Source organism: Argonema antarcticum A004/B2 (assembly GCF_023333585.1).
GTDB classification, from domain to species: domain Bacteria; phylum Cyanobacteriota; class Cyanobacteriia; order Cyanobacteriales; family Aerosakkonemataceae; genus Argonema; species Argonema antarcticum.
Map to the genome: position 1 here is coordinate 98,443 of NZ_JAIQZN010000007.1, position 22,932 is coordinate 121,374.

A 22,932-nucleotide genomic window follows, 5' to 3' on the forward strand; every position below is an offset into this window, starting at 1 on the left:
GCAGTTTAAGATGACTACTTTCTTTGACCAAAAGCCCGAATGTACTGCTGACAAGTTTTCTTAGCGGCTTGCGTCGAATAGTTCTTAGGCTGAATGAAGATAAAATGTTTCTGCAATTGCTTACAGGCTATTTCAAGCGGAAGTTGCCAGGAAACCAACCAAGAAACTGGCCATAAACTAATTGTATTTTCACTACCGCTAACAATCCACTTACCATCAGGACTGAAAGCAACCGACTTGACCGATGCTTTGTATACTTTGAGAGCTTGTCCAATCGGATGACCTGTATTAGCATCCCACAGGCGAATGGTCTTATCCTGGCTTCCACTAATAATCCACTTACCATTTGAACTGAAAGCAAGGGAAGTAATTGTACCTTGATGTCCTTTTAGAGGTTGTCCACTCGGCTGACCGCTAGTAATGTCCCACAAGTGAATTGTATTATCACTACCACCGCTGGCAATACGCTTGCCATTAGGACTAAAGGCAACCGAATAGACCCCACTTAAATGTTCTTTTAGAGGTTTCCCAATGGGCTGACCTGTGGTGGCATCCCATAAGCGAATGGTCTTATCCTCACTACCACTGGCAACACGCTTGCCATCAGGACTAAAGGCAACAGACCAGACAGCTTCCTGATGTCCCTTTAGGGATTGCCCAATGGGCTGACCTGTAGTGGCATTCCACAAGCGAATAGTGTTATCCTCACTACCACTGACAACACGTTTGCCATCAGGACTAAAAGCTACTGACAAAACTGCTGTTTGATGTCCCATTAGGGGTTTTCCAATGGGCTGACCTGTAGTGGCATCCCACAAGCGAATGGTCTTATCGTCACTACCACTGGCAATACGCTTACCATCAGGACTAAAGGCAACCGAATAGATATTCTCTAAATGTCCTTTTAGTGGTTGTCCAATAGGTCTGCCTGTAGTGGTATCCCACAGGCCAATCATACCGTCTTCGTGTCCGCTGGCAACCCGCTTGCTATTAGGACTGAAAGCCACGGAATTAACCAATTGCTTAGATTCCCCAATGATCTGATTCATGGTGACAAACCAGAGGCGGATGGTCTTGTCAAGGCTACCACTAACTACTTGCGTGCCATCAGGACTGAAAGCTACAGAATAGATAGCTTCCTGATGTCCTGGTAAGGCTTGTCCAATGGGCTGACCTGTGGCATCCCACAGGCGGATGGTCTTGTCAAGACTACCACTAACTATTTGCTTGCCATCGCGACTGAAAGCTACAGAAGTGACTGCTTCCTGATGTCCTGTTATGGGTTGTCCAATGGGCTGACCTGTGGTGACATCCCATAAGCGAATCATCTTATCGTCACTACCACTGACAATGCGCTTGCCATCAGGACTGAAAGCTACAGAATAAACAGCTTCCTGATGTCCTGTTAGGGGTTGTTTAATAGGCTGACCTGTGGCATTCCAGAGGCGAATCATCTTATCGTCACTACCACTGACAATGCGCTTGCCATCAGGACTGAAAGCTACTGAAATCACCCCAGCTTTATGTCCCTCTAGAGGTTTTCCAAGTGGTTGACCTGTAGTGACATTCCAGAGGCGGATCGTCTTGTCCCAACTCCCACTGGCAATGCCCTTACCATCAGGACTGAAAGCTACTGAACTGATCGATTCTTCATGTCCCTCTAGGGGTTTTCCAAGTGGCTGACCTGTAGTGGCATCCCACAGGCGAATTGTCTTGTCCCAACTCCCACTGACAATCAACTTTCCGTTAGGACTGATAGCTACCGAAGTCACCCCTTCTTCATGTCCCTCTAGGGGTTCTCCAATTGGCTGACCTGTAGTGGCATCCCATAAGTGAATCTTCTGGTCACTACTACCACTGACAATCAACTTTCCGTTAGGACTGATAGCTATCGACTTCACCTCACTTTTATATTGCAAGCGATTGAATTCCCGGTTAACTAAAATCGCATCTAGTAAACTGTCACGCGCAGAATTATCAAGAAATTGGGGAAATTGAACAAAGGCTGACTTACCTAAACCAACAGCAGCAATAGCATTGACAAGTGCCTCAACAGGCTGATTTGCCGCTAGCAAAGCTTTAGAACTTGCTGCTAGTTGTTCCACTTGCTGACGTTGGGCTTGTTGAAGCTGATAGATAGCAAATCCAGCCAGAATCATCGCTACAGATGAAAAGCCACTTAACCCGATAATTTGCAGTCGCCGTTCGCGTTTACGTTCCTGCCTCTCTCTATCCCGTTCCCTAACACTAATTTGAATAAAATCTCGCTCCTCCTGCGTCATCTCATCCGCACGTTTTCGCAACCAATCTTCTGCCACAGTCAACGGCACACCGCGCAACAGTGCCCCAGAGTCATGGTTGTTATTTTTCCACTCCCGTAACGCCACCTTCAACCGTTCTTGCCAAGTCCGAAACTGACGGTTAGCATTCATCCATTCGCGCAGAGTTCCCCATTCTCGAATCAGCGCTTCATGCACCACCTCTCCCGTATCTTCAAAGACCTCTCCCCCAACCCCTCCCCTGCGAGGGGAGGGGCTTCCCTGCTCCCCCTTCCCTGCAAGGGAAGGGGGTTGGGGGGTTAGGTCTTTCTGCCGTCCCGTCACCACCAAACGCGCTTGATATCCAGCTAAATAACTCACCAAATTCCAGTTATCTTCCCCCACTTCCGCACGGGTAGCAACGCGCCTAGTATCCTCTGTTCCTTCCCCTGGACGCACTAATTGCACAAAAATTCGCTGTGCCTGTTTTTTCTCTATTTCATTCAGTTGTTGATAAACCTGTTCTGCATGATTAGCAATGGCTTTTTTCACCCCGCCAATTTCTTCATAAGCTTGGTGAGTTAACTCTCTGTTTATTTGCTTTTCCCACAACCGAGTTAAGGCAAATTCTAATAATGGTAAATTCCCTGGTTCTTGCCCCACATCATCTAGAATGCGTTGGGTTAATTGCAGTTCTAATTCTACTTCCAATTTTTGAGCAGGTAATTCAATTGCTTGTTGTAATTCCTCCCGTTTCATGGAACTGAGTAACTGTGGCGTAAATTCCTGCAAAGCATCCCGCAACGGACGATAAGAAAGCACATAACCGTAAAAATCAGCCCGTAAAGTCAAAACTAATCTAATATTTTCTTGAGCAATCGCCGTTAGCAACCCATCAGCAAAACGTTCCTGTTCTTCCTTCACCTGACAAAGGGTGTACAGTTCTTCAAATTGGTCAGCAACTAACAACAACCGTTTATCTGGGTTAAGCTCTAAAATGCGAGACACCACTTGCTGCAAAGTGATTCTACCATTTCGCAAATCAACTGCTAACCCCATTGTTTCTCGCAGTTGTTGAGTTTCCCCCGCTGCTGGTTCTAATTGTCGCACTAATGCAGAAGCTAACTGCACAAACGGTTCTTTTCCCGGACGGAAAGATTCAATTAACCAGTTTCCCTCTTTTCGCAATTTTGGAACTAATCCCGCATACACCACAGAAGATTTCCCACTGCCACTTGGCCCGACTACTGCTACCAATGGTTGTTTATGGGTTACTTCTACTAAATTATTCACAAATTTTTCCTGTCCAAAAAAGAAGTCGGCATCTTCTTCCCCAAAGGCAGATAATCCTTGGTAAGGGTTAGGTGGAATAATATCTTCAAAAGGAATTGAATTATGATCGATCGGAGTATCAATTAACTTTTTTTTCTTAAAAACGGGAGTTTCCTGCTCCAAGAAACTCATCATCTGCGAACAACCTAACTCGTAGGCTTCTTCCATTTCATACCCAGCAGCAATTCCATCATAAAACGCTACTGCGAAGGCAACTGCTGCTCTATCTCCCACAGCTTTATTCATGCCAATTACATAATTAACGTATTGGCTAATTGCTTCTGCTTGTACTTCTGAATAACAAGCATTGAAAATTACGCACTCTACCCCTTTTTTGGCAAACAATTTAAACATACTGGCGAGGGCGTTTGTCTGCAACAGCGCCATTTTTCCGGTATCATCTTCTAGGACAATTCCATCTTCTCCCGCACCATGTCCGCAAAAATGAACTATGTGGGGTTGATAATCTAAAATCGCTCGGTAAAAATCACGAGAACGCACTGACCATTTTTGTTCTAATTTATACTGTTCTCGCTTATTTGCCCGTCGCAATCCTTCATCAATTTCCCGTATTTCTTCCTCCAATCGCAAGGGAGCCGTGTTTTTGGGATTAGCTGCCAAAATCAAAATTGTTTTGACAGGGGTGCTGTTAGTCATGGGAGATAGGAATCCTATTCTTTTTCTTGGCTACTACCTCTGATTGTTTAAAGATATCATATTTATTTAAATTTGCTAATAAAATAAGTAATGCAAGTTGCTAATTATACAGCGGTTATATTCTCCCTAGAAATACTTAGAGAGAGGGCTAGCGGGTTAAAGTTAGGATATCAGGGGTCAAAAAGCTATTTAACACCGACACAGATGGCGGAAATAAAGGAGTGGCTAATACTGCCAGAAAGACGGAATACTTCGGAACTAGAAAGGTATTTAATAGAGGAGTACGATGTGGTGTTTAAGTCCTAGCCGCAATTTTCTTTAGTCGTAGCAGTTGAAATCAATCATCAAACCAATGAAAAAGTCCCTTCTGGCTACAGCATTTCTTGTCTTCTTGCTCACCCTTCTCCCCGCCTGCTTCGGTAAAGAAAAGACCGCCTCTGCACCGTCCACAGTTGAAACAGCTGCCAACCCCCCAAATTCCTTCAAACTTGGCTTACCGATTAACTGTACGCTAGGCCAAGACTGTTTTATTATGCACTATGTCGATCGCGACCCCAGCCCAACAGAAGTCGATTTTGGCTGCGGTCGGCAAACCTACGACGGTCACAACGGCGTAGACTTTGCCATTCCAGATGAGCGAATAATGGCAGCAGGCGTCGCCGTGAAAGCAGCCGCAGCGGGCAAAGTTCTGCGGGTGCGCGACGGAGTTCCCGATCGCAGAGTAGCCGATCAAACAGATAAAGGCAACGTTCAAGGCATTGAATGCGGTAACGGAGTCGTAATTGACCACGGTAATGGCTGGCAGACTCAATATTGCCATCTTCGCAACGGTAGCATTGTTGTCAAACCAGATACCTCTGTTGAAGCAGGTACAGTATTGGGTATGGTGGGAGAGTCGGGTTTAGCTTCCTTCCCTCACGTTCACTTGACCGTCCGCTACCAAGATAAAGTCGTAGACCCCTTTGTTGGTGCCAATGCTGGCCCAGGTTGTCGGGTCGATCGCAAACCTATATGGCAACAGCCGATAAGTTATGTTCCCACAGGTACGATCCGCGCAGGTTTTGCCACTCAGCCACCGGATATGGCAGCTATCTGGTCGGGGCGCTTTTCAGAAACGGAACTACCTCAAAATAGTCCCGCGCTGATCTTCTGGGTGCAAGCTTACGGCGTACTTAAGGGCGATCGACAAGAATTCCAACTCATCGCACCCGATGGTAAACCGTTCGCTGTACGCAAACAAGAGCTACAATCGCCCAGTCGATCTTGGCTGAGTTATGTTGGCAAAAGAGCATCTGGTAATCAACCGTTAAGTCCGGGTGTCTGGCGGGGTGAATATCGCCTGATCCGAGATGGTAAGGTACTGATTGACGTGAAGCGAGAAGTGCAAGTACGGTGAAAGGGACTAGGGGCAAGAAAAGTCAAAAGTCAAAAGTCAAAAGTCAAAAGTAAAGAAGGGATTGGGGGCAAGAAAAGTCAAAAGTCAAAAGTCAAAAGTCAAAAGTAAAGAAGGGATTAGGGGGATTGGGGGCTAGGGGCTAGGGGCTAGGGGCTAGGGAAACCCCATACTTAAAAGGAGGGGTTTGACTTCAGGAGTGCGATCGGGACACACAGTAGAAGGATTCTTGGAGAAAATGACTATCGCGACTTTTCTGAATTACTGGCGGCAGATTTTTGCCAGTTGTCTGTTGACCCTCTTCGCAGCGCTGAGTTGTCTGTTGCTCATGGGGACGCCACCAGCTCTGGCGGGTATAAACGATGACTACTTTGATGGCAATATTTATGTCCTCTATGCCGGGAATGGTTCCTTGGTGCCGTCAAAGGTGACTCTGGCACAGTCTTTGAAGGGAAATAAGCCGACTCTGCTGGTGTTCTACGTAGATGACAGCAGGGATAGTAAACAATATGCGGCTGTTGTTTCGCACCTACAGCAGTTTTATGGACGGGCGGCGGATATTATCCCCGTGGATGTGGATTCTATCCCAGCTAAATCAACCTATGAACCCACGGAACCGGGCTATTACTACAAAGGTTTTGTGCCTCAAGTTGTCCTGTTTGACCAATCGGGTAAGGAAGTTCTCAACGGTAAGGGACAAGTGCCGTTTGAGCAGGTAGATGACGCTTTCCGCAAGCTGTTTAACTTGCTTCCTCGATCGGAATCTGCGGAGTTAAAGCAGCGAGTGGTGAATGAGTTCAATACGGAACTAGCTAAGTGAGTGCAGGGGCAGACCAGTGTCTGCCCTATTTTATATAGCTAGGGGCTAGGGGCTAGAGGCTAGGGGCTAGGGGAAGAGGGGAAGAGGGGAAGAGGGAAGAGGGAAGAGGGAGAAGATCTGCAAAATCCCACTCCCCCACTCCCCCACTCCCCCACTCCCCCACTCTCCCACTCCCCACTCTCCCACTCCCCCACTCTCCCACTCTCCCACTCCCCCACTCTCCATCAGTTTTCTTGTGTAATACCGAAAAACTTTGACATGAAATCTGGCTTGCTAAGAATACTGTTAGTAGAAGATGATGAACTGTTTCGTCTAGGGCTTCAGATGCGGCTACAACAAGAGCCTGAATTGGAAGTTGTGGCCCAGGCCGTTGATGGTGAGACGGCTGTAGAATTAACTAACCAGTATCTTCCAGATGTCGTCTTGTTGGATGTGGGATTGCCAGGAATTGGCGGTGTCGAGGCTTGTCGGCAAATCAAGCAGCAACACCCGCAGTTGCCCATTTTGGTTTTAACTTCTCATTCCCAAAAACCTCTGATTGAACGATTGATTGCTGCTGGGGCTCAGGGATATTGCCTCAAAGGAATTGAAGCAGATGTGTTAATTTTGGCACTGCGTTCTGTGGCGGCGGGGGCGTCGTGGTGGGATAGAATCGGGACGGCTGAAATTCGCGCTGTCTTTGAAAGTAACCCACCGCCTGTTGCCAAAGCGGCCCAAATGTTAGCAAATCCGCTCACCAGGCGGGAACAGGAGATTTTGGCGCTGATTGCGGCGGGTAAAACAAATCAAGAGATTGCCGAACTGCTTTATATTGCTATAGGTACGGTTCGGGTTCACGTTCACGCAATTTTACAAAAGCTGGAGGTACGCGATCGCACTCAAGCGGCAGTTCTAGCTATCCAAAAAGGATTGGTAGCACCAGAACTGTTAGCCAACAAGCATTAAGTAGGTCGGCAATAAAAACCAAGCTATGTAACGAAACGTAAAATTTATGGATTTCGCAAGTAGTTGCGTTTTAGCGCTAAAGCGCAACAACGTACCAATAATGATTTATTTGCGCCGACCTACTTAGATTTACTAAAGTTAAGATTGAGTTCAATCTGGGAAAACTAAGATAGTATTCCGAGAAGAAATCCTGCAATAAATGGGTATGTCTAGAAAAATTTATTCGTTGATTCAACTGCTGGCTGTTGCGATCGCTGGTATAAGTTTGAGTTCGCCCTGTTTGGCCCTACCTTTGCCAGACTTGGGCAATGCTGGAAGTTCTCATACGTCTGTTTCCAACAATTCTAATCCCCCTCTTGCTGTTCCAGGTTCGGAAGCTCTTAAGCAAGCAGAGACTCACTACAACGAGGGAGTGACGCTGCAACAGCAAGGCAAATTTGAAGATGCGATCGCCGAATACCGAGAAGCTATTCGCCTCAATCCCGATTTTGCCGTTGCACACTTGAACTTGGGGGCAGCTTTGGGAGCTTTAGGTAAACGTGCTGAAGCGATCTCAGCTTATCGGGAGGCGATCGTACTTCAACCCAATCTCCCAGAAGCTTACTACAACTTGGGTAATACTCTGGCACAGGAGGGCGAACTAGCAGATGCGATCGCTCAGTACAAACAAGCAATTCAGATTAATCCTGGCTATGCCAAAGCTTATTATAACTTAGGGAACGTCCTAGCACAGCAAGGCGAGCGAGAAGCTGCGATCGCGCAGTGGCAAGAAGCTATTCGCATTCAGCCTGAATTTGCGGAAGCTTATGCTAATTTGGGTTTAATTTTCTCTAGATCTGGGCAGCGACGGCAGGCGGTAGAAGCCTTTAAGAAAGCGCGAGATTTGTTCAAAGCGCAGGGTAAAGCTCAGCAAGCAGAGCAAATCGATCGCATCCTGCAACGGGTAGGAAGCAATCCCACTGTCATAACTTGAAGCCAACCCCCAAGGAAAAGGTAAAAAGAAAAAGGAATAGGGAGTAAGATAGCCTAGCGACCTTGTAGAAGTCAAAAAGTAGCTTCTTTTCTCTCTTTCTTTTCTCTTTTGCTTTTTCAAACAGTTTACGATTACAGTGGAAAAGATAGGCATCAAGCCCCTAAGCGCAGATTTCTTAGCGCTATTTAATAGTTGTGTTTGAGGAAGCGATCGCCTCCTACCGAGAAGCTATCCGTATCAATCCCAACCTGGTAGAGGCGCACCAGAATTTGGGGTTCGCTCTCCAGGATCGAGGTCAATTAGCAGAGGCAAACGCGGAGTATCAAGCAGCTATTAACCTTTACCCGGAAGAATCAGCAGTTCACCGTCGCTTGGCTTATCTTTTGTATCGGTAAGGCAAACAAATTTATAAGTAAGAGGGATCAATATCTAAAACCTGTAACCGTTCAAAATTATATCGTTTGGATTTATTCCGGCTACAAATGAACCCTCCTCTGGTGTAGAGACGTTTCACTTCCCCCAAGATACTCTACGCAAAATCCCACCCTACAGGGTGGGATTTTGCGTAGGTATTAATAGATGTAACCGAATTGCTAATCCAAAAAACCTTATGCTTGATTAGCTGCACTTTGCTTGCGTAACTTGCTAGCAGCCAAAGTCATGCCGATAAGCGCCAAACCGCCCAGAGTACCCGGTTCTGGTACAGCAACCGCAGACTTAGCAATCTTGAACGCGATCGTTTCGCTACCGGCAAATTTGTTCAAATTAAAGCCAGCATCAGCTAACTGTGTATTGTTTAGGAAATTAATACTGGAGAGGAATTTACCAGAATCGATCACATTCAGACTCTTAGTTTTGTCAAAGTAATTAGTGTTAGCAGCTAAATCGCCCAAATTGGAGCCAGGATGAGCAGAGTTATAATCATTTATACTAGCGTAGCCAGAGTTTTCCACAGCAACGCTCTTGGCGGTAACACCATTGTACAAACCAACATTAGCAACTCCCGAATCATTAGTGCCAGCGAATTTTACGCCATATAGCTTACCTTGATTCATCGCATCCATAAAATTCAGGCCAGAGAAGTTGAAGAACATATCGCCCCAGCCCACATTCCCATCGGCAACACCACCGTAAGCATTTCCTATCAAGGGGGTATTGGCCTTCAACGCTACGATGATGCTATCTGCTGTTTCCTTAACGCCCATGCCGTAAATTTCATAAGGAGAACCGCCGCTACCATCGTTACTAGCATCAGTAGCGTAATACCAACCATTTTGAGCGGCGCTACTACCCACAACCATACTAACGCCGTCGTTTAGACATTCCAGGAACGTATTAATTGTAGTGCCGTTGGAAAGCTCAAATGCGTTTGCGGCTGTCCCAGTCATGGAGATGATACCGATCGCGGTAGCGGCCACCTTTAATAAATTCGATAATTTAGGTGATTTCATGGCTTTGCTTCTCTCTTGTTTTGCTTTATCTGCTTTATAGTTACTAACTTAACTTTTAGATTATGAAGATACAAGATGATCGGTCAGCTTTGTATGTAAAGATATAGCTAAGGTTTAGACTTGTAAAAGCGGAAGATTATCTGTGTATTCTCGGATAAATACTTAAGTAAATAAGAAACAAAACCCCTCTATTTATTAAAACAGAGGGTTAGGCGGTCGGTTTTTCCGTATTTATTCCGTATTTATAGCAAAGTGCTGAGTGCTGTGTTTGTACTCAGCACTCAGCACTTTGCTATACAGCATTTTTAGGAACTGTTCCTAAAAATGGGGAGTGGTAAGAATTACCACTCCCCATTTTCTATTTCCTAAACCTATTCTTGTTCTGTTGATTGAGGCTGACCTTTTTCTCATTTAGAAATAAAACTTTATGCTGTAGATGCAAGAAGTTTCCTCAATAACACTCTATGCTTGTTGAGATTGAGCATTCTGTTTGCGTAACTTGCTAGCAGCCAAGGTCATGCCGATCAGCGCCAAACCGCCCAGAGTACCCGGTTCTGGTACAGCAACCGCAGCTTTATCAAACTTGAACGCGATCGTTTGCGAACCGCCGAATTTCCCAGCATTATAGCCAGTGGCAAGCAATTCCTGCGTTATAGCACCCTGCGAGAGGAAAGAGATACCTGTGAGATATGTTCCAGAAGCAATCTCGTTAAGGTTGAATGTTTTGTTCTGCCCGTTATTGGTAAAGTAGTTACTGGTTAAATCGCCATAACCTACAGTACCACCACCTTTTGCGACCTGGCCTTCGTAAGAATTATTGCCACCTGTCAAACCTCCATAAGTTTGAACGGTGTAACCATCCTTAATCTCAGTAACTGTCTTAGCCTGAACACCGCTATAAAGACCCAGCTGTTGTACTCCAGAAGCATTCGCGCTAGCGAAGCGGATACCAAATAAATCTCCGCTTTGCATGGCTGGTAAAAAGTTCTTACCCGACATATTCAAGAACAAATCACCATATCCAACCTGACCGCCTGTAACGCCCGCTTCAGCCTGTCCGGTTAACGGCATATTGGCGTTGATGGCAATAATAACGCTGGTAGCAGTTTCCTTAATAGCCAGACCAGATAAATCATAGGGATTTCTTTGTCCCGGCGCAGACCCAACCCAGTAATTCCCATTCATCCCATCTGTGTTGGAATCAAAGGCATACTGCCACCCATTAGCATCGACTGCGTGCGCTCCCGTGACAAGACCTACAGAGTCGTTCAAACACTCCAAAGATAGACTCAGTGAGGTTCCTCCTTTTAAGTCGAAGGCAGAGGCGGCTTGTCCGGTAACAGAGATGATACCAATCGCGGTAGCGGCAACCTTTAATAAATTCGATAATTTAGGAGTTTTCATGGCTTTGCTTCTCTCTTGTTTTGCTCTATTTGGCTTATGTCAACAGATTAGCTATTAAATCATGAAGAAAAAAGAGGTTAAGCCAGCTTTACTTATAAAGTTATTGTCAAAGTTTAGACCTGTAACAGCATAAAATTCTCCGTATATTTTCCGTACAATCAGTAAGCCGCAACTTAAGTAGAATCGACTTAGCCCAGTACACCCTAAAAACCGGGTTTTTTGAAAAATACTTGAGCCATTTCTTTGTAGGTTGGGCTCTTGTGAAGCGAACCCAACCTATAAAGTTGGCGCTCTAGAAACCGGGTTTCTTTGTCGCAAGGGAAGCTGGGGACGAAAAAATAGATAAATCCTCCGTACCTTTACATGAAATTCAGTGGATCTACGTCAATGGTTAAACTGACACCGGGAGGACAGAGCGATCGCACCAAGCTCCAATCTGGCAAAGAAGGCAGTGTTTCGCTGCTAAACTTGAGCAAAATCTGCCATCGGTAGCGATTCGCTACCCGCAAGATACTGGCAGGTGCTGGCCCCAGGATCTCGTAACTTGTGGGGTTGTCATCAGATGGACGCAGCTCAGCTGCCACCAACTCAGCAGTTTCCTCAACTTCAGCAGCATCCAAACTACTCAAGCGCAACAGAATTAATCGTCCGTAAGGAGGATAATTCTGTTGCGATCGTTGTTGCAACTCTGCCTGGATAAAAGATTCATAGTCGTGACGGCGAGCGGCTTTAATTACTAAATGTTCGGGAGTATAAGTTTGCATAATCACCCGACCTGGGTCATCGCCGCGACCCGCACGACCTGCCACTTGAGTCAAGGTTTGAAAAGCTCTCTCTGATGCTCGATAATCCGCGAAATGCAGCAATCCGTCTGCCGCCACCACACCTACCAATGTCACTTGAGGTAAATCCAACCCTTTTGTCAGCATTTGAGTTCCTACCAACAAGTCAGCTTCTCCATTGGCAAATCGCGTCAGCAGAGTTCGGTGCGACCCTTTGGTGCGGGTGGTATCGCTATCAAAGCGGATGACGCGCAACAGGGGAAATAGCTTTTTCAATTCTTCTTCGACTCGCTGGGTGCCGCTGCCGAAAAATTTCAGGTAAGGAGAGTTGCATTCGGGACAGAAACGCGGGTGCGAACTAATAAAATTGCAGTAATGACAGCGCAGCAGTTCTGGCGCTCTTTCTTCGGTATGGTGATAAGCCAGAGAGACATCGCAGTTAGGACATTCAATCACATATCCACAACTGCGACAAGACACAAATGTACTGTGTCCTCTCCTGTGGATAAAGAGAATTCCTTGTTTACCTTCATCTTGTAATTGTTGTAAGGCATCTTGGAGCGATCGGCTAAAAATCGATCGATTTCCTGACCGCAACTCCAAGCGCATATCCACCACTTCCACTGGCGGTAAAGGTCGCGATTTAATTCTCTCCGGTAATGAAAGGTAATATTGGGGATTGGGTACTGGTGATGGATAATTGGTCATTTCTCCCCCACTCTCCCACTCCCCCACTCCCCCACTCCCCCACTCCCCCACTCCCCCGCTTCTAACGCTCACCCAACTTTCTACAGAGGGAGTAGCAGAACCTAAAATTAAGGGACAGTTTATCAATTCTGCACGCCACTGGGCGACGGTACGGGCGTGGTAAGTTGGTGCTGGGGAATCTTGCTTGAAGCTGGAGTCGTGTTCTTCATCCAAGATAATTAAACCCAGGTGAGGCAAGGGGGAAAATACGGCAGACCTTGTACCGATTACTATTTGCGGTTCGCCGGTAAGCATCTGACGCCAGGTGTCGTAGCGTTCTCCTTCTGATAAGGCGCTGTGATAAACGCAAACTTTGTTGCTACCAAAACGAGCGCGAAATCGATCGGTTAGCTGGGGTGTGAGGCCGATTTCCGGCACTAATACGAGGGCGGACTGTCCGCGTTCTAGGATGGGTGCGATCGCTTGTAAATAAACCTCTGTTTTTCCAGAACCCGTGATTCCGTGCAGCAGCACTTGAGCGAATCCTTCTAAACTGGTGATGACATCTAAAGCTGCTGCTTGCCACTGCGTAAGAGCTTTGGGTCGATCGTCCGCTACCGTAGGTTCGGATAATTTCCGCAATACTTCCCGCTCTTGAATCACAATGTAGCCTTTTTGCTCGATCGCCTTAAGTGTAGAGGAACTGGTGTTGCAGATTTGCACCAATTCGGTTAGCCATAACTCACCGCCTCGACGCTGCAATACCGTCAAAATCTCCTGTTGACGGGGGGTGAGGTCTAATCCCATCTCAGAACCAACTTGAGTTACCGCTTGTCTTAACTTTGGTTGGGCGTGTCTAGGTGTTTCCAAATAACTTTCCACCCAACCGCGTTTCAGTAATTCCCGCAGTCCCCGCTGTGCTACTCTGATTTGTCGATTGATGTATTGAGCGGTATAGTCTCCTGTTTTTGAAGCTTGGAGAAGTTCCAGAATCTGACGACCAGTTGGACTGAGGAACGTATCTGCGCCTGGGGGAATAGCTTCTGGTTTGAGGCGAATACGACGAGACGATCGCGAAAGCAAACCGGGCGGCAGCGCCATCCGAATCACCTGCATCAGAGGTGTGTAATAATACTGAGAAAGTTTATTCAGTAAATTCCAGTAGGCAGGTGGGAAAAAACCCTTAGTGACGACATCTTCAATATCCCGTATTTTGTCCGATGCTAAATCCTGGGGGGGCCGATCGAGCATACGAATGGCGATCGCACCCACCTGTTGCGCCCCAAACGGCACACTCAAGATATCCCCAGGACTTACTTGCAAATCCGGCGGCAACCTATAGGTATACAACTTCTGACTCAGAGCGTTTTCCCGATCCTGAGACTCTGACTGCGTACCGGGAGAATCTACCAGTACTTCGATCCACCTGTTTTGAGGGGAATTTGTCTCGTAGGAAGCCCCAGGCTCAGCCAATACCAGATCTGACAAAATCCAACTGGGAGTAGACATACGGCAAAACATTGAGCTTTAAAAAGTTCTGGAGTCAAAAACCCCTTTTTGTCGTGATTCCTGACTGTGGAAACCGAAATTTTCTTTACATCAATAAATTATACTCACTTGCAACACTTGTTCAGTGTTACACAAACTTCCATCTCAGGTATCAGAGATGTTTTACCCCTGTCGATAGAGAGTAAATCTTTTTAGGATATGGGATGCTGTGATTAGGTTCAGAAAATATTGCCAGACTTTAAGGATACCCCGTATGTCAACAATCCAGCGTTAAACTCGGAGTACTGACTTCTTCGTGTGGCTCTAAAACTCCACCCTTAAAGCTGAGATCGTATTGTCGTTTTGTATCTGAAGAAACAACGAAAAAACTGATTTGCGGTAGCCTAAGAAGATGTTCTTCCAATCCTAAGATGAAACGCCAGCAAGGATACTAAGTATAATGCCAATTAACTCAGTGGCGATATTAAACTACGAGAGTAGTATAAATACTTACTTGTTTAAAAAAGTTCCGTATAGCTGGAAGCAAAATCACGGGGCAATTTGAGCAGATGCGATCGGCGTGTATAAGCAAAACAGGGGTTCTCATACTGTGTCTTTATCAAAACACGAACAAGATTTAGCTATGAATATTTCTGAGTTGGATACCAAGGAAATCTTGCCATTATCCCTCGACTCTGATTATATGGCGGATGCAAATCCAGAACTGGAGGAAGAGCTTTTAGCTGAGTATGAAGCGCAAGCTACATTGGCAGCTACATTGTTAGAAGAACAACAAATTGATGAGTTGGCGGAAACTCGCTTAACAGGATATCGCAAAATGAACTCGGATGATGCAGTGGGAGCCTTCTTTAAGGAGATGGCGCGATATCCCCTGCTAAAACCGAAAGAAGAGATCGAGTTAGCGCGTCGCATCCAATTTTTGGTCAACATCGAGGAACTGCAAAAACGCTTAAAAACGCAGTGGATGAAGCAACCCACAACGGTAGAATTGGCGACAGCAGTTGGATTGACGGAACAGCAGCTGGAAAATCGCCTCTATCAAGGTAGAGTGGCGAAACGCAAGATGATTCGCTCTAACCTGCGATTGGTGGTTTCGATCGCCAAACGATATTTGAACCGGGGGGTGCAATTCCTCGATTTGATTCAAGAAGGCGCGATGGGATTGAACCGCGCTACGGAAAAGTTCGATCCAGACAAAGGCTATAAGTTTTCTACCTATGCCTATTGGTGGATACGCCAAGCTATTACAAGAGCGATCGCCAACGATGCGCGAACAGTGCGATTACCGATTCATATTGTCGAAAAATTAAATAAACTCAAAAAAGTCCAGCGGGATCTCAAGCAAAAGCTGCACCGCAATCCCACAGAAGTGGAGATAGCAGACGCTTTAGAAATTTCACCGGAACACCTCCGCCAGTTACAGCAGTTGCGGAGGCGATCGCTTTCCCTCAACCATCGGGTAGGTAGAGAAGAAGACACAGAACTCGTAGATCTCCTGGAAGATAATGATAGTCAATCTCCCGAAGAACAAATGAGCGACGCGATGATGCGTCAGGAAATTTCGGAGGTATTAGGTGATGTATTAACCCCAAGAGAAAAAGATGTCATCTCTCTAAGGTATGGTTTGACAACGAGCGAACCCTGCACCTTAGAAGAGGTGGGCAGCTTGTATAATTTATCACGCGAGCGGGTGCGTCAAATCCAAAGCAAAGCGATGCGGAAACTACGCCGTCCCCAAATTGCCCAGAAGTTGAAAAGTTGGTTGAAGTAGGAATTTTGGATTTTGGATTTTGGATTCAAAAGTAATCTAAAATCTAAAATCTAAAATTCAAAATTGAACGATGACTTCTGAGTTGATTGTCAGATTAGCGACGCCAGCAGATGTCCTGAACCTGTTTGACTTGATTAAGGCGCTGGCTGAATATGAAAAGCTATCCCACGCTGTCACTGGCGATGTGGCTTCTTTGGAGTCTCATCTGTTTGGTTCCCATCCTTATGCGGAAGCGATTGTGGCAGAGTTAGCTGGGGAAATAGTTGGATTTGCGCTATTTTTTCCCAATTATTCGACTTTTTTGACTAAACCCGGTATTTATTTAGAGGATTTGTTTGTTTTACCGGAATATCGGGGTAAAAGTATTGGTCAGGCGTTGCTGACGCATCTGGCTAAGTTGGCTGTGGATAGGGATTGTGGGCGTTTGGAGTGGAGTGTGCTGGATTGGAATGAAACTGCGATCGCATTTTATCGTCGCATGGGTGCTACTGTTTTACCAGACTGGCGGATTTGTCGCGTTACTGGCGAACAGCTTACAAATTTGGCATCTGGCGTAAAATCTTGATCTAAGAACATTTCAGTTGATGACACATTATGACTATTTGGGTGAACGAACAAATCGATCCATCAGGTCTAATCTATTCTTGTATTGCTACTTGCAATGAAGATCAAGCAAAAGATTGCCATGAATCTTTTGAAAGTAATTTGACTGATGTTCAGAAATCGGCAGGTTGGGTTGCGCGTTTAAGAAAGGTTACTTCTTGGGATGAAGTACCTGTAAATGCGCTGAAGTTGGATTGATGATAATATCCTGTTTCTAAAGGGTGGAGGATTACAAATAGAGTCCGCTGGCGCGGGCTAATTTTACTTGGGTTTTGTTACCTTTAGAGTCGAGTAAATTGTCATCGGGATGGGAAGACCGGGGATAGTTATTACAGAATGGGAAAATATCGAATTTGATGAGCGAATTCAGACTAACCCTATATTTATACATAATATAGATAGGGTCTAAAATGAGGTTGGGGTGGTTGAATTGGTTATAACGGTAAAGTATTCCACAGATGAGTTATCTATTGAGATGAAGGTTTAGAGCCTTTCTTTCTGTTACTGTCACTATGAGTAATTTGAAGGTTCTCTATAGAATCTGCTCCCCCAATGCTTAGTGCTATAGTATGATCTACCTCAATATCGTCTCCTATAAACAGAGGCGCTCCTGAGATAGCACAGCGATTATCTTGCCCTCTAAGTTTTTCCATTTTTTCAGCTTCAGAAAGTTTAGTTTATCTTGGGTTAATTGCATATTTTTCGTGAAATTCTTGAGCTTTTGACCGAAATAAATCTTTTGTGAAACTTTCGGAAGTATTCCTCAAGTCATAAAAGATATTTTTCAAGTCTTGTTTGATTTTTAACCTCTCAGATTTAACCATTTCAAGGTTAAGTGGATTGAGAAGACGCCAAAGAATGTAAAAGTCTTGTTTTGTACGCCTAAATGAACGAACTTGTCTTTGCGCTTTAAATAGCAAATTCAATTCATTGCCATAAAACTTATCTAATTCTTCTTTACCTCCTTCAACATTTCTATCCAGCAAAATCAATTTCACTTTTCCTACAAAACTTTCTACCTTCTTGATACTGCCACCTGGTTCAACTCACAGCCAAAAGCTCATTCAGCTTATTTTTTAAGTCTGGGGATGCCATTAATGGATTATAGACTTCCCCCTCGTAGGGTTGCCAAACATAACTGGAACTAAAGGGTCGGAAAAGTGGTAATATTTCTCGCCCCTGAGTAAGTTCTTTAGCTAAAACTACTCCGGGAAGAGATAAGTTAGATAAATCTTCAATAAGTTCGCTATAGTTTCTAAATTCATCAACTTCAACACCAACCAAAGCATAGCGAAATGAAGGAGCAAACCGTAGAGTTTGATAGAGTAAAATACCTAACTCTGTCATTACATAAGCACTTTCAGGGCTATCTATTCCCACTTCACTAATATTATTAGGATAAACCCGACACCACCAGTTTTGCTCGATATCTTGAAAAGTGTCTGTACGACATAGACATTGACGACCATTTGAGAGTAGCCATTCTATTCCCTCAAAGTGTTGAGCAAATTTATTGACATTGCTTTGCTCAGAGCCACATTCTGCCGATAAACTGAATATCCACGCCATTGTAATAGACTCCTATGATAGATGAGGTTAATCAACTCTTTCCCAATCATTTTGGGTGTTTGCCAATGCTGCCTCGTACCTTTCCAAAGACATTGAGCTTCTTGGTAAAATACTAACGTGCGTCGGGCTATCTTGAACAGCCTGCAAATCTCCAATAATGTTTTTGTCATCAATTTGCCATAGCGGGTCTTTTCCAGTCCCACCAAATTTTGAAGGTCTGCGAAATGCTGGTAAACTTTCAATTGAAAGGGAAACGGACATTCCTTTTGTATTCCTGACGGCAACAGCAACAAGCTCTCCTTGAAACTCACGTTCTGACTCTGCTAACAAATAGCCTTGCTCATTCAGATAACCTGTGGAAATTTGCTCAATATCTATGTCAATACCAGGTCTAATTCCTAGTAATCTAGCACTGCGACCTATTTTGGGGTTACCATTTTGGTCGGCCATGCCGCGATAGTAAAGTTTTGCCATCAGCCAATATTGCAGTATGAAAGTATTGATAAATTGTGTAAACTTGTGAGTAGTGCTTACTTATTTAGTCAGTTTATTTGCAATTCATGATATAGATTCCCATCAAGTCGTGGAATTTCTAGCCCTGAGCATTGAACTTGTACTTGTTAAGTTCCGGTACCGCTTCGCCTCTGAAGTATAAAACCCCAAATACATCAAAAATGCCAAATCCCTGCTCTTTGACTTGGTAGGAAATGGGTTGACCGCTCACGGCTAAACGCGCCCAATGCTCACAGTTCCAGCCCTGAACTCCATACTTCCACTTGTTATCAAAAGCTAGAACAGAGGCGATTAAGTTTTGAAGTATCTCATCCTTACTCAAATACGGAACGGGAATTGCATCTTTGAACTCATGACCAAGCTCATGTATTCTAAGACAACCGCGATCGTAAAGCTGCCCTGCTTCGCTGGGTCCCCAAGCAATTGCTGAAGTATCTGATAGTGCTACACTGTAATGCCAAACGCCATCAAATCGTTGTACCAACGTTCCTGAACGCTTTGATAAAGGGTTCCAACATCGCTGTATTTTCTGAATTAGCTCACTATTATCATTAAACGTCATCATTTGGCAAGCACCAGGGTACTGATCTACTCTTAATAATGCCATAAAAACCCCCCAACTCCTGCTTTCCCCAACTTAGCGCAACCAACCTCAATCAAACCCTCCAATTCCTCTGCATCCACAGCAGCAAATTCGATAACCCCGAAAACCCCGCCGCCCAAATCTACCTGCAACTGGTCAAAAAACACCACTGCCCCAAATCCACTGAAGGCACACCCCGCACCCTCACGGAACTCAAAATCTACTGCAACTCCTAGACTGGGATAAACACCCCGTCCTCATTTTCTACGAGGAACCCACCGCCGCTACCCAAAGTGTAGGGACACGGCACTGCCGTGTCCCTACTTTATCTCGATGCCCTCACCCGCTTCGATGCTACAATCTGCGTTATCGCGGACTCACCCCATGCCACCATTCCCACTTTCTCACCCCAAGACTCCCACCTCATCCAAAATATTATGACTTGGCTGCAACGCACTATTTTAGAGGCGTGAAGCTATAACTAAGCTAGAATATCAGTAACCTCAAAAAAAAGCCATGACTGAAATTACCCTAGACGAAACTAAACTCAAAGAATTGCTCAAAACCGCTATTTTTGAGTTGGTGCAAGAAGAAAAAAAACTGTTTTCTCAACTTTTCGCAGAAGTCCTAGAAGATATCGGAATGGAAAATGCGATTAAAGAAGGCGAAAATACTGAAATAGTCAGCCGTGAGGAAATTTTCAAAATTCTGAATATAAAACCATGAATATTGAATTTAGAAAGAGTTGTGAAAAGGATTTGCTCGAAATTCTTGATGCCAACTTGTTGCCAAGAATTCAGGAAATTATTGAACGGGTTGAGCAAGCAGAAAAATCATGAATTATGAAAGAATATGTTGTAATTTTTGAATGGGCTGGCAGTAACTATTCAGCTTATGTTCCCGATTTACCTGGTTGTATTTCTACAGGTAAAACTCTGGAAAAAACCGAAAACAATATTAAAGAAGCAATTGAGCTTTATATTGACACTCTTCGAGAAGATGGTCAAGCTATTCCAGAGCCATCCCTTAAGGCAAAGGCAATTTCTGTTGCAGCTTAATGTGGATGGATTTAAGGAGATTTTAGACCAACCGGAGATTATTGATAGCGCGATCGCACTGTTGCAGATCGCGTTACCCTCCCATAGGAAATCGCGCTTCACGGTTCATACGCCTCACTACGATGCGCGATCGCTATAACAAACACCTGAACCAATTCATCTTCCACTGAATAGATGACTCTGTAATCTCCTATTCGATAGCGATAGTACCCTGCATAATCTCCCTTGAGAGCTTTAATATTGGGGTGCGATAGAGGACTTTGCTCTAGCTGCTGCAAACATCGGGCAATTTTCTTTACGAGGGCTTTGTCAGCGTTAGTATAAACCTTTTGAGCATCAGGATGAAGGAGAACTTCATACATCAGAGCGAATGTTTCTCCAGCTTGTGTAATGAGTTTTAGGGGTTGCTTGATTTTGCTTAACTCGTTCTAGCAATCCAGGAATTGCCAAGAGTTCCTGCGTTGCTGCTTCGCTTTCAGCATAAGCCAGATAAGCCGCAAAATCAGCAAGCACCTGTAATCGCTCTGGCGATAGTTGTTTGAGTGACTCACTAAGCTGGCGTTGTAACTCTGTTACCGATATCGTAATTGTTGATGATTGATCCGACATTGGAGAATTATCTGTAGTATTCATAGCTGTTTTGCCACTTCAATGTTCAGTATCTTTTACCACTTTTCAGCACGCGATAACTGCCGTAGTTAGGCTAATAATTCTGAATATAAAACGCCATTCAATTCATTTTTCCATCTTAGCACTACTCCAAGGCGATTGCCATAACAACCCACCAAATCCAGGGCATCACTCCGCATCCTCACGGAACTCAAAATCTACACTCAACGCCTAAATTGGGATACATATATTTCGCCTACGGTACGCTATCCTAACGCGATACTGCTGAAGCAAAGCTACGCGATCGCACATAATTTTGAGCCAACCGAAGTATTATACATCGCTATTGACCGAACTCAAGCGATCGCGAAAATAACTTTAGCAAAATTAAGACTCTAGTAAACATCACCCCACCGCAAATTCAGTGTACTGTCGGACATGAGGCGCATGATACGCCAGCACAATTTCCTGCTTCGGTACGCCACGTTCCACTAGCCGATCTGCGATCGCCTCTTCTGTTCCATCATGCTGCACCCAAATTTTCCCATCCTTAATATCCAAATGCAGCACACAGCCATAAATCCTTGTGCTACCATCCTTCCAACCCACATTTACAAGCTGATAGCGATCGCTTACAGGATCGAAAATCGTCTCGCTGGCAATTGGATCGTTCTTGTGCCGCAGGTTTGCTCGTTCAGTCAGCAACTCCTGAATATACTGACGATACAAACTTACTTTATCCATTGTGCAATCTCCATTTTTTCTGTATCGTATACTAAGAGCGGAATTTGATTACGCTGAACCACTGTCTGAATGAATGAGTATTTGAAAAAGCGTTTGTAAATGTCTAACGGGACTGCTAGATAGAGCGCTCGATCTGGATCGTCATCTTCTAGCGCAATCCGATAGTTGATGAATTGTCCAACTGCTGTATGAAACTCTGAAATCGTCGATGCTGCCAGAAACGTTTTGATTTCGACAGCAATTTTTTCATTATCTTTCGTGGCTGCTAACAACTGTTCCGCACCCAAATCGATGTAAAAATCAACAAATCCTAGATCGATATGATACGGGTTATGAGTAATTGTCCAACCCTCATGCTCAAGGGCAGTCTTGACGAGTTCATGAAATGTATCTCTAGGAGGCATCTTTGAGATTATTAATCACTAAGATCAGATTTTCTGCATTAATTTTAACATGAATCAGTTCAAAATCATAGATGATTATAACTTCCCGATCGCGCCAACTTCACCGCACACCCAAATCTATGATAGAATGATGTTATTGCTCTATAGTCAATGCGATCGGTTACGAACCATGATTACCACCGTCGAGCGCCGCTATAGTTTGGAAGAATATCGTGTTTACCAATCATGTATCTTGCATCTTTCGCATCTTCCAATATCTCGATAAACTGCTTTACTTCTTTCATATCGATGCTAACTGGTATATTTATACGAATAACTGCGCCACAAGAAGCAATTTCAAGAACTTTTCTAATTGTGATAAAATAAGCAAACACTAGAATTAAACCTATTAGGGAGATATAAAAGAAGTTGGAGTTATATACAAAGAAAAACAGACCAACACCAAAAAACAGTACACCGTAAAAAAGTAACCCAGGATAGCTTACTTTAGCAACCGCTACAGAAGCTATTTTTTCTAGCATAATACTTCTGAGAAAATAATTGCCAAATGAATACCCGTCCGCTCTAACTCTGTGCGTAGTTAGTATCAACCCTAAATTTTTATTATCGTATAAGACTTCTTCTTCTGGTAGAAGATTCATACCTTTAAATCTCCATATCTAGGTATTATTCGCTAGGAAATCGACCAATCGAATAGTCCACCCACAGCTACCCTCTCCAGCGAAGCTAATGTCTGGTTAGTAAATTACGGCTCATTGGTTTGAGCAATGAGCAAATTGCAGAGGTGCTAGGGCTAGCTTTGGAGGAGGTTAAGAAGGTAGATTCGCAGGGGTGATAGACCCTGTGTAGAAAAATGGCGAAAACCGG

The 22,932-nt window shown here is 44.6% G+C and carries 25 protein-coding genes and 1 pseudogene; 11 read left to right on the plus strand and 15 right to left on the minus strand.

Annotated features, from left to right (window positions below):
• Positions 1 to 14: 14 nt before the first annotated feature.
• The gene (locus LAY57_RS04940) at positions 15 to 4,247 is read right to left on the minus strand and encodes an nSTAND1 domain-containing NTPase (protein ID WP_249065188.1); all 4,233 of its coding nucleotides are present in this window, start codon (positions 4,245 to 4,247) and stop codon (positions 15 to 17) included.
• Positions 4,248 to 4,599: 352 nt separating this feature from the next.
• Between LAY57_RS04940 and LAY57_RS04945 the strand changes: the two genes are divergently transcribed.
• The 5 genes from LAY57_RS04945 (at position 4,600) to LAY57_RS04965 (ending at position 8,773) form a co-directional block, all read left to right on the plus strand.
• The gene (locus tag LAY57_RS04945) at positions 4,600 to 5,643 is read left to right on the plus strand and encodes a M23 family metallopeptidase (RefSeq protein WP_249065189.1); all 1,044 of its coding nucleotides are present in this window, start codon (positions 4,600 to 4,602) and stop codon (positions 5,641 to 5,643) included.
• 235 nt (positions 5,644 to 5,878) lie between these two features.
• On the plus strand, positions 5,879 to 6,460 hold the full coding sequence (locus LAY57_RS04950; protein ID WP_249065233.1) for a thylakoid membrane photosystem I accumulation factor: 582 nt from the start codon (positions 5,879 to 5,881) through the stop codon (positions 6,458 to 6,460).
• Positions 6,461 to 6,718: 258 nt separating this feature from the next.
• Entirely contained in the window at positions 6,719 to 7,405 is a 687-nt protein-coding gene (locus tag LAY57_RS04955) for a response regulator transcription factor (protein ID WP_249065190.1), read from the plus strand.
• 205 nt (positions 7,406 to 7,610) lie between these two features.
• On the plus strand, positions 7,611 to 8,378 hold the full coding sequence (locus tag LAY57_RS04960; protein WP_249065191.1) for a tetratricopeptide repeat protein: 768 nt from the start codon (positions 7,611 to 7,613) through the stop codon (positions 8,376 to 8,378).
• A 194-nt stretch (positions 8,379 to 8,572) separates the two neighbouring features.
• Entirely contained in the window at positions 8,573 to 8,773 is a 201-nt protein-coding gene (locus tag LAY57_RS04965; protein ID WP_249065192.1) for a tetratricopeptide repeat protein, read from the plus strand.
• Between the two features lie 213 nt (positions 8,774 to 8,986).
• On the opposite strand, the gene LAY57_RS04970 is transcribed toward LAY57_RS04965, so the two are convergent.
• The 3 genes from LAY57_RS04970 to priA all read right to left on the minus strand — a co-directional run bounded on the left by LAY57_RS04970 (position 8,987) and on the right by priA (position 14,211).
• Positions 8,987 to 9,829, minus strand: coding sequence for a PEP-CTERM sorting domain-containing protein (locus LAY57_RS04970; protein ID WP_249065193.1), 843 nt, complete (start codon positions 9,827 to 9,829; stop codon positions 8,987 to 8,989).
• Between the two features lie 462 nt (positions 9,830 to 10,291).
• A complete protein-coding gene (locus tag LAY57_RS04975; RefSeq protein WP_249065194.1) occupies positions 10,292 to 11,233 on the minus strand; it encodes a PEP-CTERM sorting domain-containing protein in 942 nt (313 codons plus the stop codon).
• 359 nt (positions 11,234 to 11,592) lie between these two features.
• A complete protein-coding gene (gene priA / locus LAY57_RS04980; RefSeq protein WP_249065195.1) occupies positions 11,593 to 14,211 on the minus strand; it encodes a primosomal protein N' in 2,619 nt (872 codons plus the stop codon).
• A gap of 589 nt (positions 14,212 to 14,800) precedes the next feature.
• Here priA and LAY57_RS04985 point away from each other — a divergent pair.
• The 3 genes from LAY57_RS04985 (at position 14,801) to LAY57_RS04995 (ending at position 16,783) form a co-directional block, all read left to right on the plus strand.
• A complete protein-coding gene (locus LAY57_RS04985) occupies positions 14,801 to 15,982 on the plus strand; it encodes an RNA polymerase sigma factor, RpoD/SigA family (RefSeq protein ID WP_476727009.1) in 1,182 nt (393 codons plus the stop codon).
• Positions 15,983 to 16,052: 70 nt separating this feature from the next.
• Positions 16,053 to 16,547, plus strand: a complete 495-nt coding sequence (locus LAY57_RS04990; protein ID WP_249065196.1) for a GNAT family N-acetyltransferase — start codon at positions 16,053 to 16,055, stop codon at positions 16,545 to 16,547.
• Positions 16,548 to 16,576: 29 nt separating this feature from the next.
• On the plus strand, positions 16,577 to 16,783 hold the full coding sequence (locus LAY57_RS04995) for a glycogen debranching protein (RefSeq protein WP_249065197.1): 207 nt from the start codon (positions 16,577 to 16,579) through the stop codon (positions 16,781 to 16,783).
• A 269-nt stretch (positions 16,784 to 17,052) separates the two neighbouring features.
• Here LAY57_RS04995 and LAY57_RS36405 read toward each other — a convergent pair whose 3' ends face one another.
• The 6 genes from LAY57_RS36405 to LAY57_RS05020 all read right to left on the minus strand — a co-directional run bounded on the left by LAY57_RS36405 (position 17,053) and on the right by LAY57_RS05020 (position 19,420).
• A complete protein-coding gene (locus tag LAY57_RS36405; RefSeq protein ID WP_420839063.1) occupies positions 17,053 to 17,238 on the minus strand; it encodes an HNH endonuclease in 186 nt (61 codons plus the stop codon).
• A 24-nt stretch (positions 17,239 to 17,262) separates the two neighbouring features.
• Positions 17,263 to 17,577, minus strand: a complete 315-nt coding sequence (locus LAY57_RS05000; RefSeq protein WP_249065198.1) for a hypothetical protein — start codon at positions 17,575 to 17,577, stop codon at positions 17,263 to 17,265.
• Between the two features lie 49 nt (positions 17,578 to 17,626).
• The gene (locus LAY57_RS05005) at positions 17,627 to 18,154 is read right to left on the minus strand and encodes a hypothetical protein (RefSeq protein WP_249065199.1); all 528 of its coding nucleotides are present in this window, start codon (positions 18,152 to 18,154) and stop codon (positions 17,627 to 17,629) included.
• Between the two features lie 27 nt (positions 18,155 to 18,181).
• Positions 18,182 to 18,628, minus strand: a complete 447-nt coding sequence (locus tag LAY57_RS05010) for a Tse2 family ADP-ribosyltransferase toxin (RefSeq protein WP_249065200.1) — start codon at positions 18,626 to 18,628, stop codon at positions 18,182 to 18,184.
• A 118-nt stretch (positions 18,629 to 18,746) separates the two neighbouring features.
• Positions 18,747 to 19,274: a hypothetical protein gene (locus LAY57_RS05015; protein ID WP_249065201.1), complete on the minus strand. Its 528-nt coding sequence runs from the start codon at positions 19,272 to 19,274 to the stop codon at positions 18,747 to 18,749.
• Positions 19,262 to 19,420, minus strand: coding sequence for a hypothetical protein (locus LAY57_RS05020; RefSeq protein ID WP_249065202.1), 159 nt, complete (start codon positions 19,418 to 19,420; stop codon positions 19,262 to 19,264). The genes LAY57_RS05015 and LAY57_RS05020 overlap by 13 nt, the downstream gene beginning before the upstream one ends.
• Between LAY57_RS05020 and LAY57_RS36410 the strand changes: the two are divergent.
• From LAY57_RS36410 to LAY57_RS05035, 3 genes and pseudogenes are all read left to right on the plus strand, one after another.
• Positions 19,346 to 19,723: pseudogene (locus tag LAY57_RS36410) on the plus strand (NACHT C-terminal alpha/beta 1 domain-containing protein). The gene LAY57_RS05020 and the pseudogene LAY57_RS36410 sit on opposite strands and share 75 nt — an antisense overlap.
• Before the next feature lie 43 nt (positions 19,724 to 19,766).
• Positions 19,767 to 19,976: a hypothetical protein gene (locus tag LAY57_RS05030; protein WP_249065204.1), complete on the plus strand. Its 210-nt coding sequence runs from the start codon at positions 19,767 to 19,769 to the stop codon at positions 19,974 to 19,976.
• A 116-nt stretch (positions 19,977 to 20,092) separates the two neighbouring features.
• Complete coding sequence (locus LAY57_RS05035; RefSeq protein ID WP_249065205.1) at positions 20,093 to 20,308, plus strand: type II toxin-antitoxin system HicB family antitoxin; 216 nt, start codon at positions 20,093 to 20,095, stop codon at positions 20,306 to 20,308.
• A 98-nt stretch (positions 20,309 to 20,406) separates the two neighbouring features.
• Here the strand turns inward: LAY57_RS05035 and LAY57_RS05040 are convergent, their stop codons facing one another.
• The 5 genes from LAY57_RS05040 to LAY57_RS05060 form a co-directional block, all read right to left on the minus strand.
• The gene (locus LAY57_RS05040) at positions 20,407 to 20,670 is read right to left on the minus strand and encodes a type II toxin-antitoxin system RelE family toxin (protein ID WP_249065206.1); all 264 of its coding nucleotides are present in this window, start codon (positions 20,668 to 20,670) and stop codon (positions 20,407 to 20,409) included.
• Positions 20,663 to 20,941 carry a hypothetical protein gene (locus LAY57_RS05045; protein WP_249065207.1) on the minus strand — a complete coding sequence of 93 codons (279 nt, stop codon included), beginning with the start codon at positions 20,939 to 20,941 and terminating at the stop codon, positions 20,663 to 20,665. Before LAY57_RS05045 ends, LAY57_RS05040 begins: the two co-directional genes overlap by 8 nt.
• Positions 20,942 to 21,322: 381 nt before the next feature.
• Entirely contained in the window at positions 21,323 to 21,661 is a 339-nt protein-coding gene (locus LAY57_RS05050) for a XisI protein (protein ID WP_249065208.1), read from the minus strand.
• Positions 21,649 to 22,065 carry a XisH family protein gene (locus tag LAY57_RS05055; RefSeq protein WP_249065209.1) on the minus strand — a complete coding sequence of 139 codons (417 nt, stop codon included), beginning with the start codon at positions 22,063 to 22,065 and terminating at the stop codon, positions 21,649 to 21,651. The genes LAY57_RS05050 and LAY57_RS05055 overlap by 13 nt, the downstream gene beginning before the upstream one ends.
• A gap of 173 nt (positions 22,066 to 22,238) precedes the next feature.
• Positions 22,239 to 22,706: a hypothetical protein gene (locus tag LAY57_RS05060; RefSeq protein WP_249065210.1), complete on the minus strand. Its 468-nt coding sequence runs from the start codon at positions 22,704 to 22,706 to the stop codon at positions 22,239 to 22,241.
• Between the last annotated feature and the right edge of the window lie 226 nt (positions 22,707 to 22,932).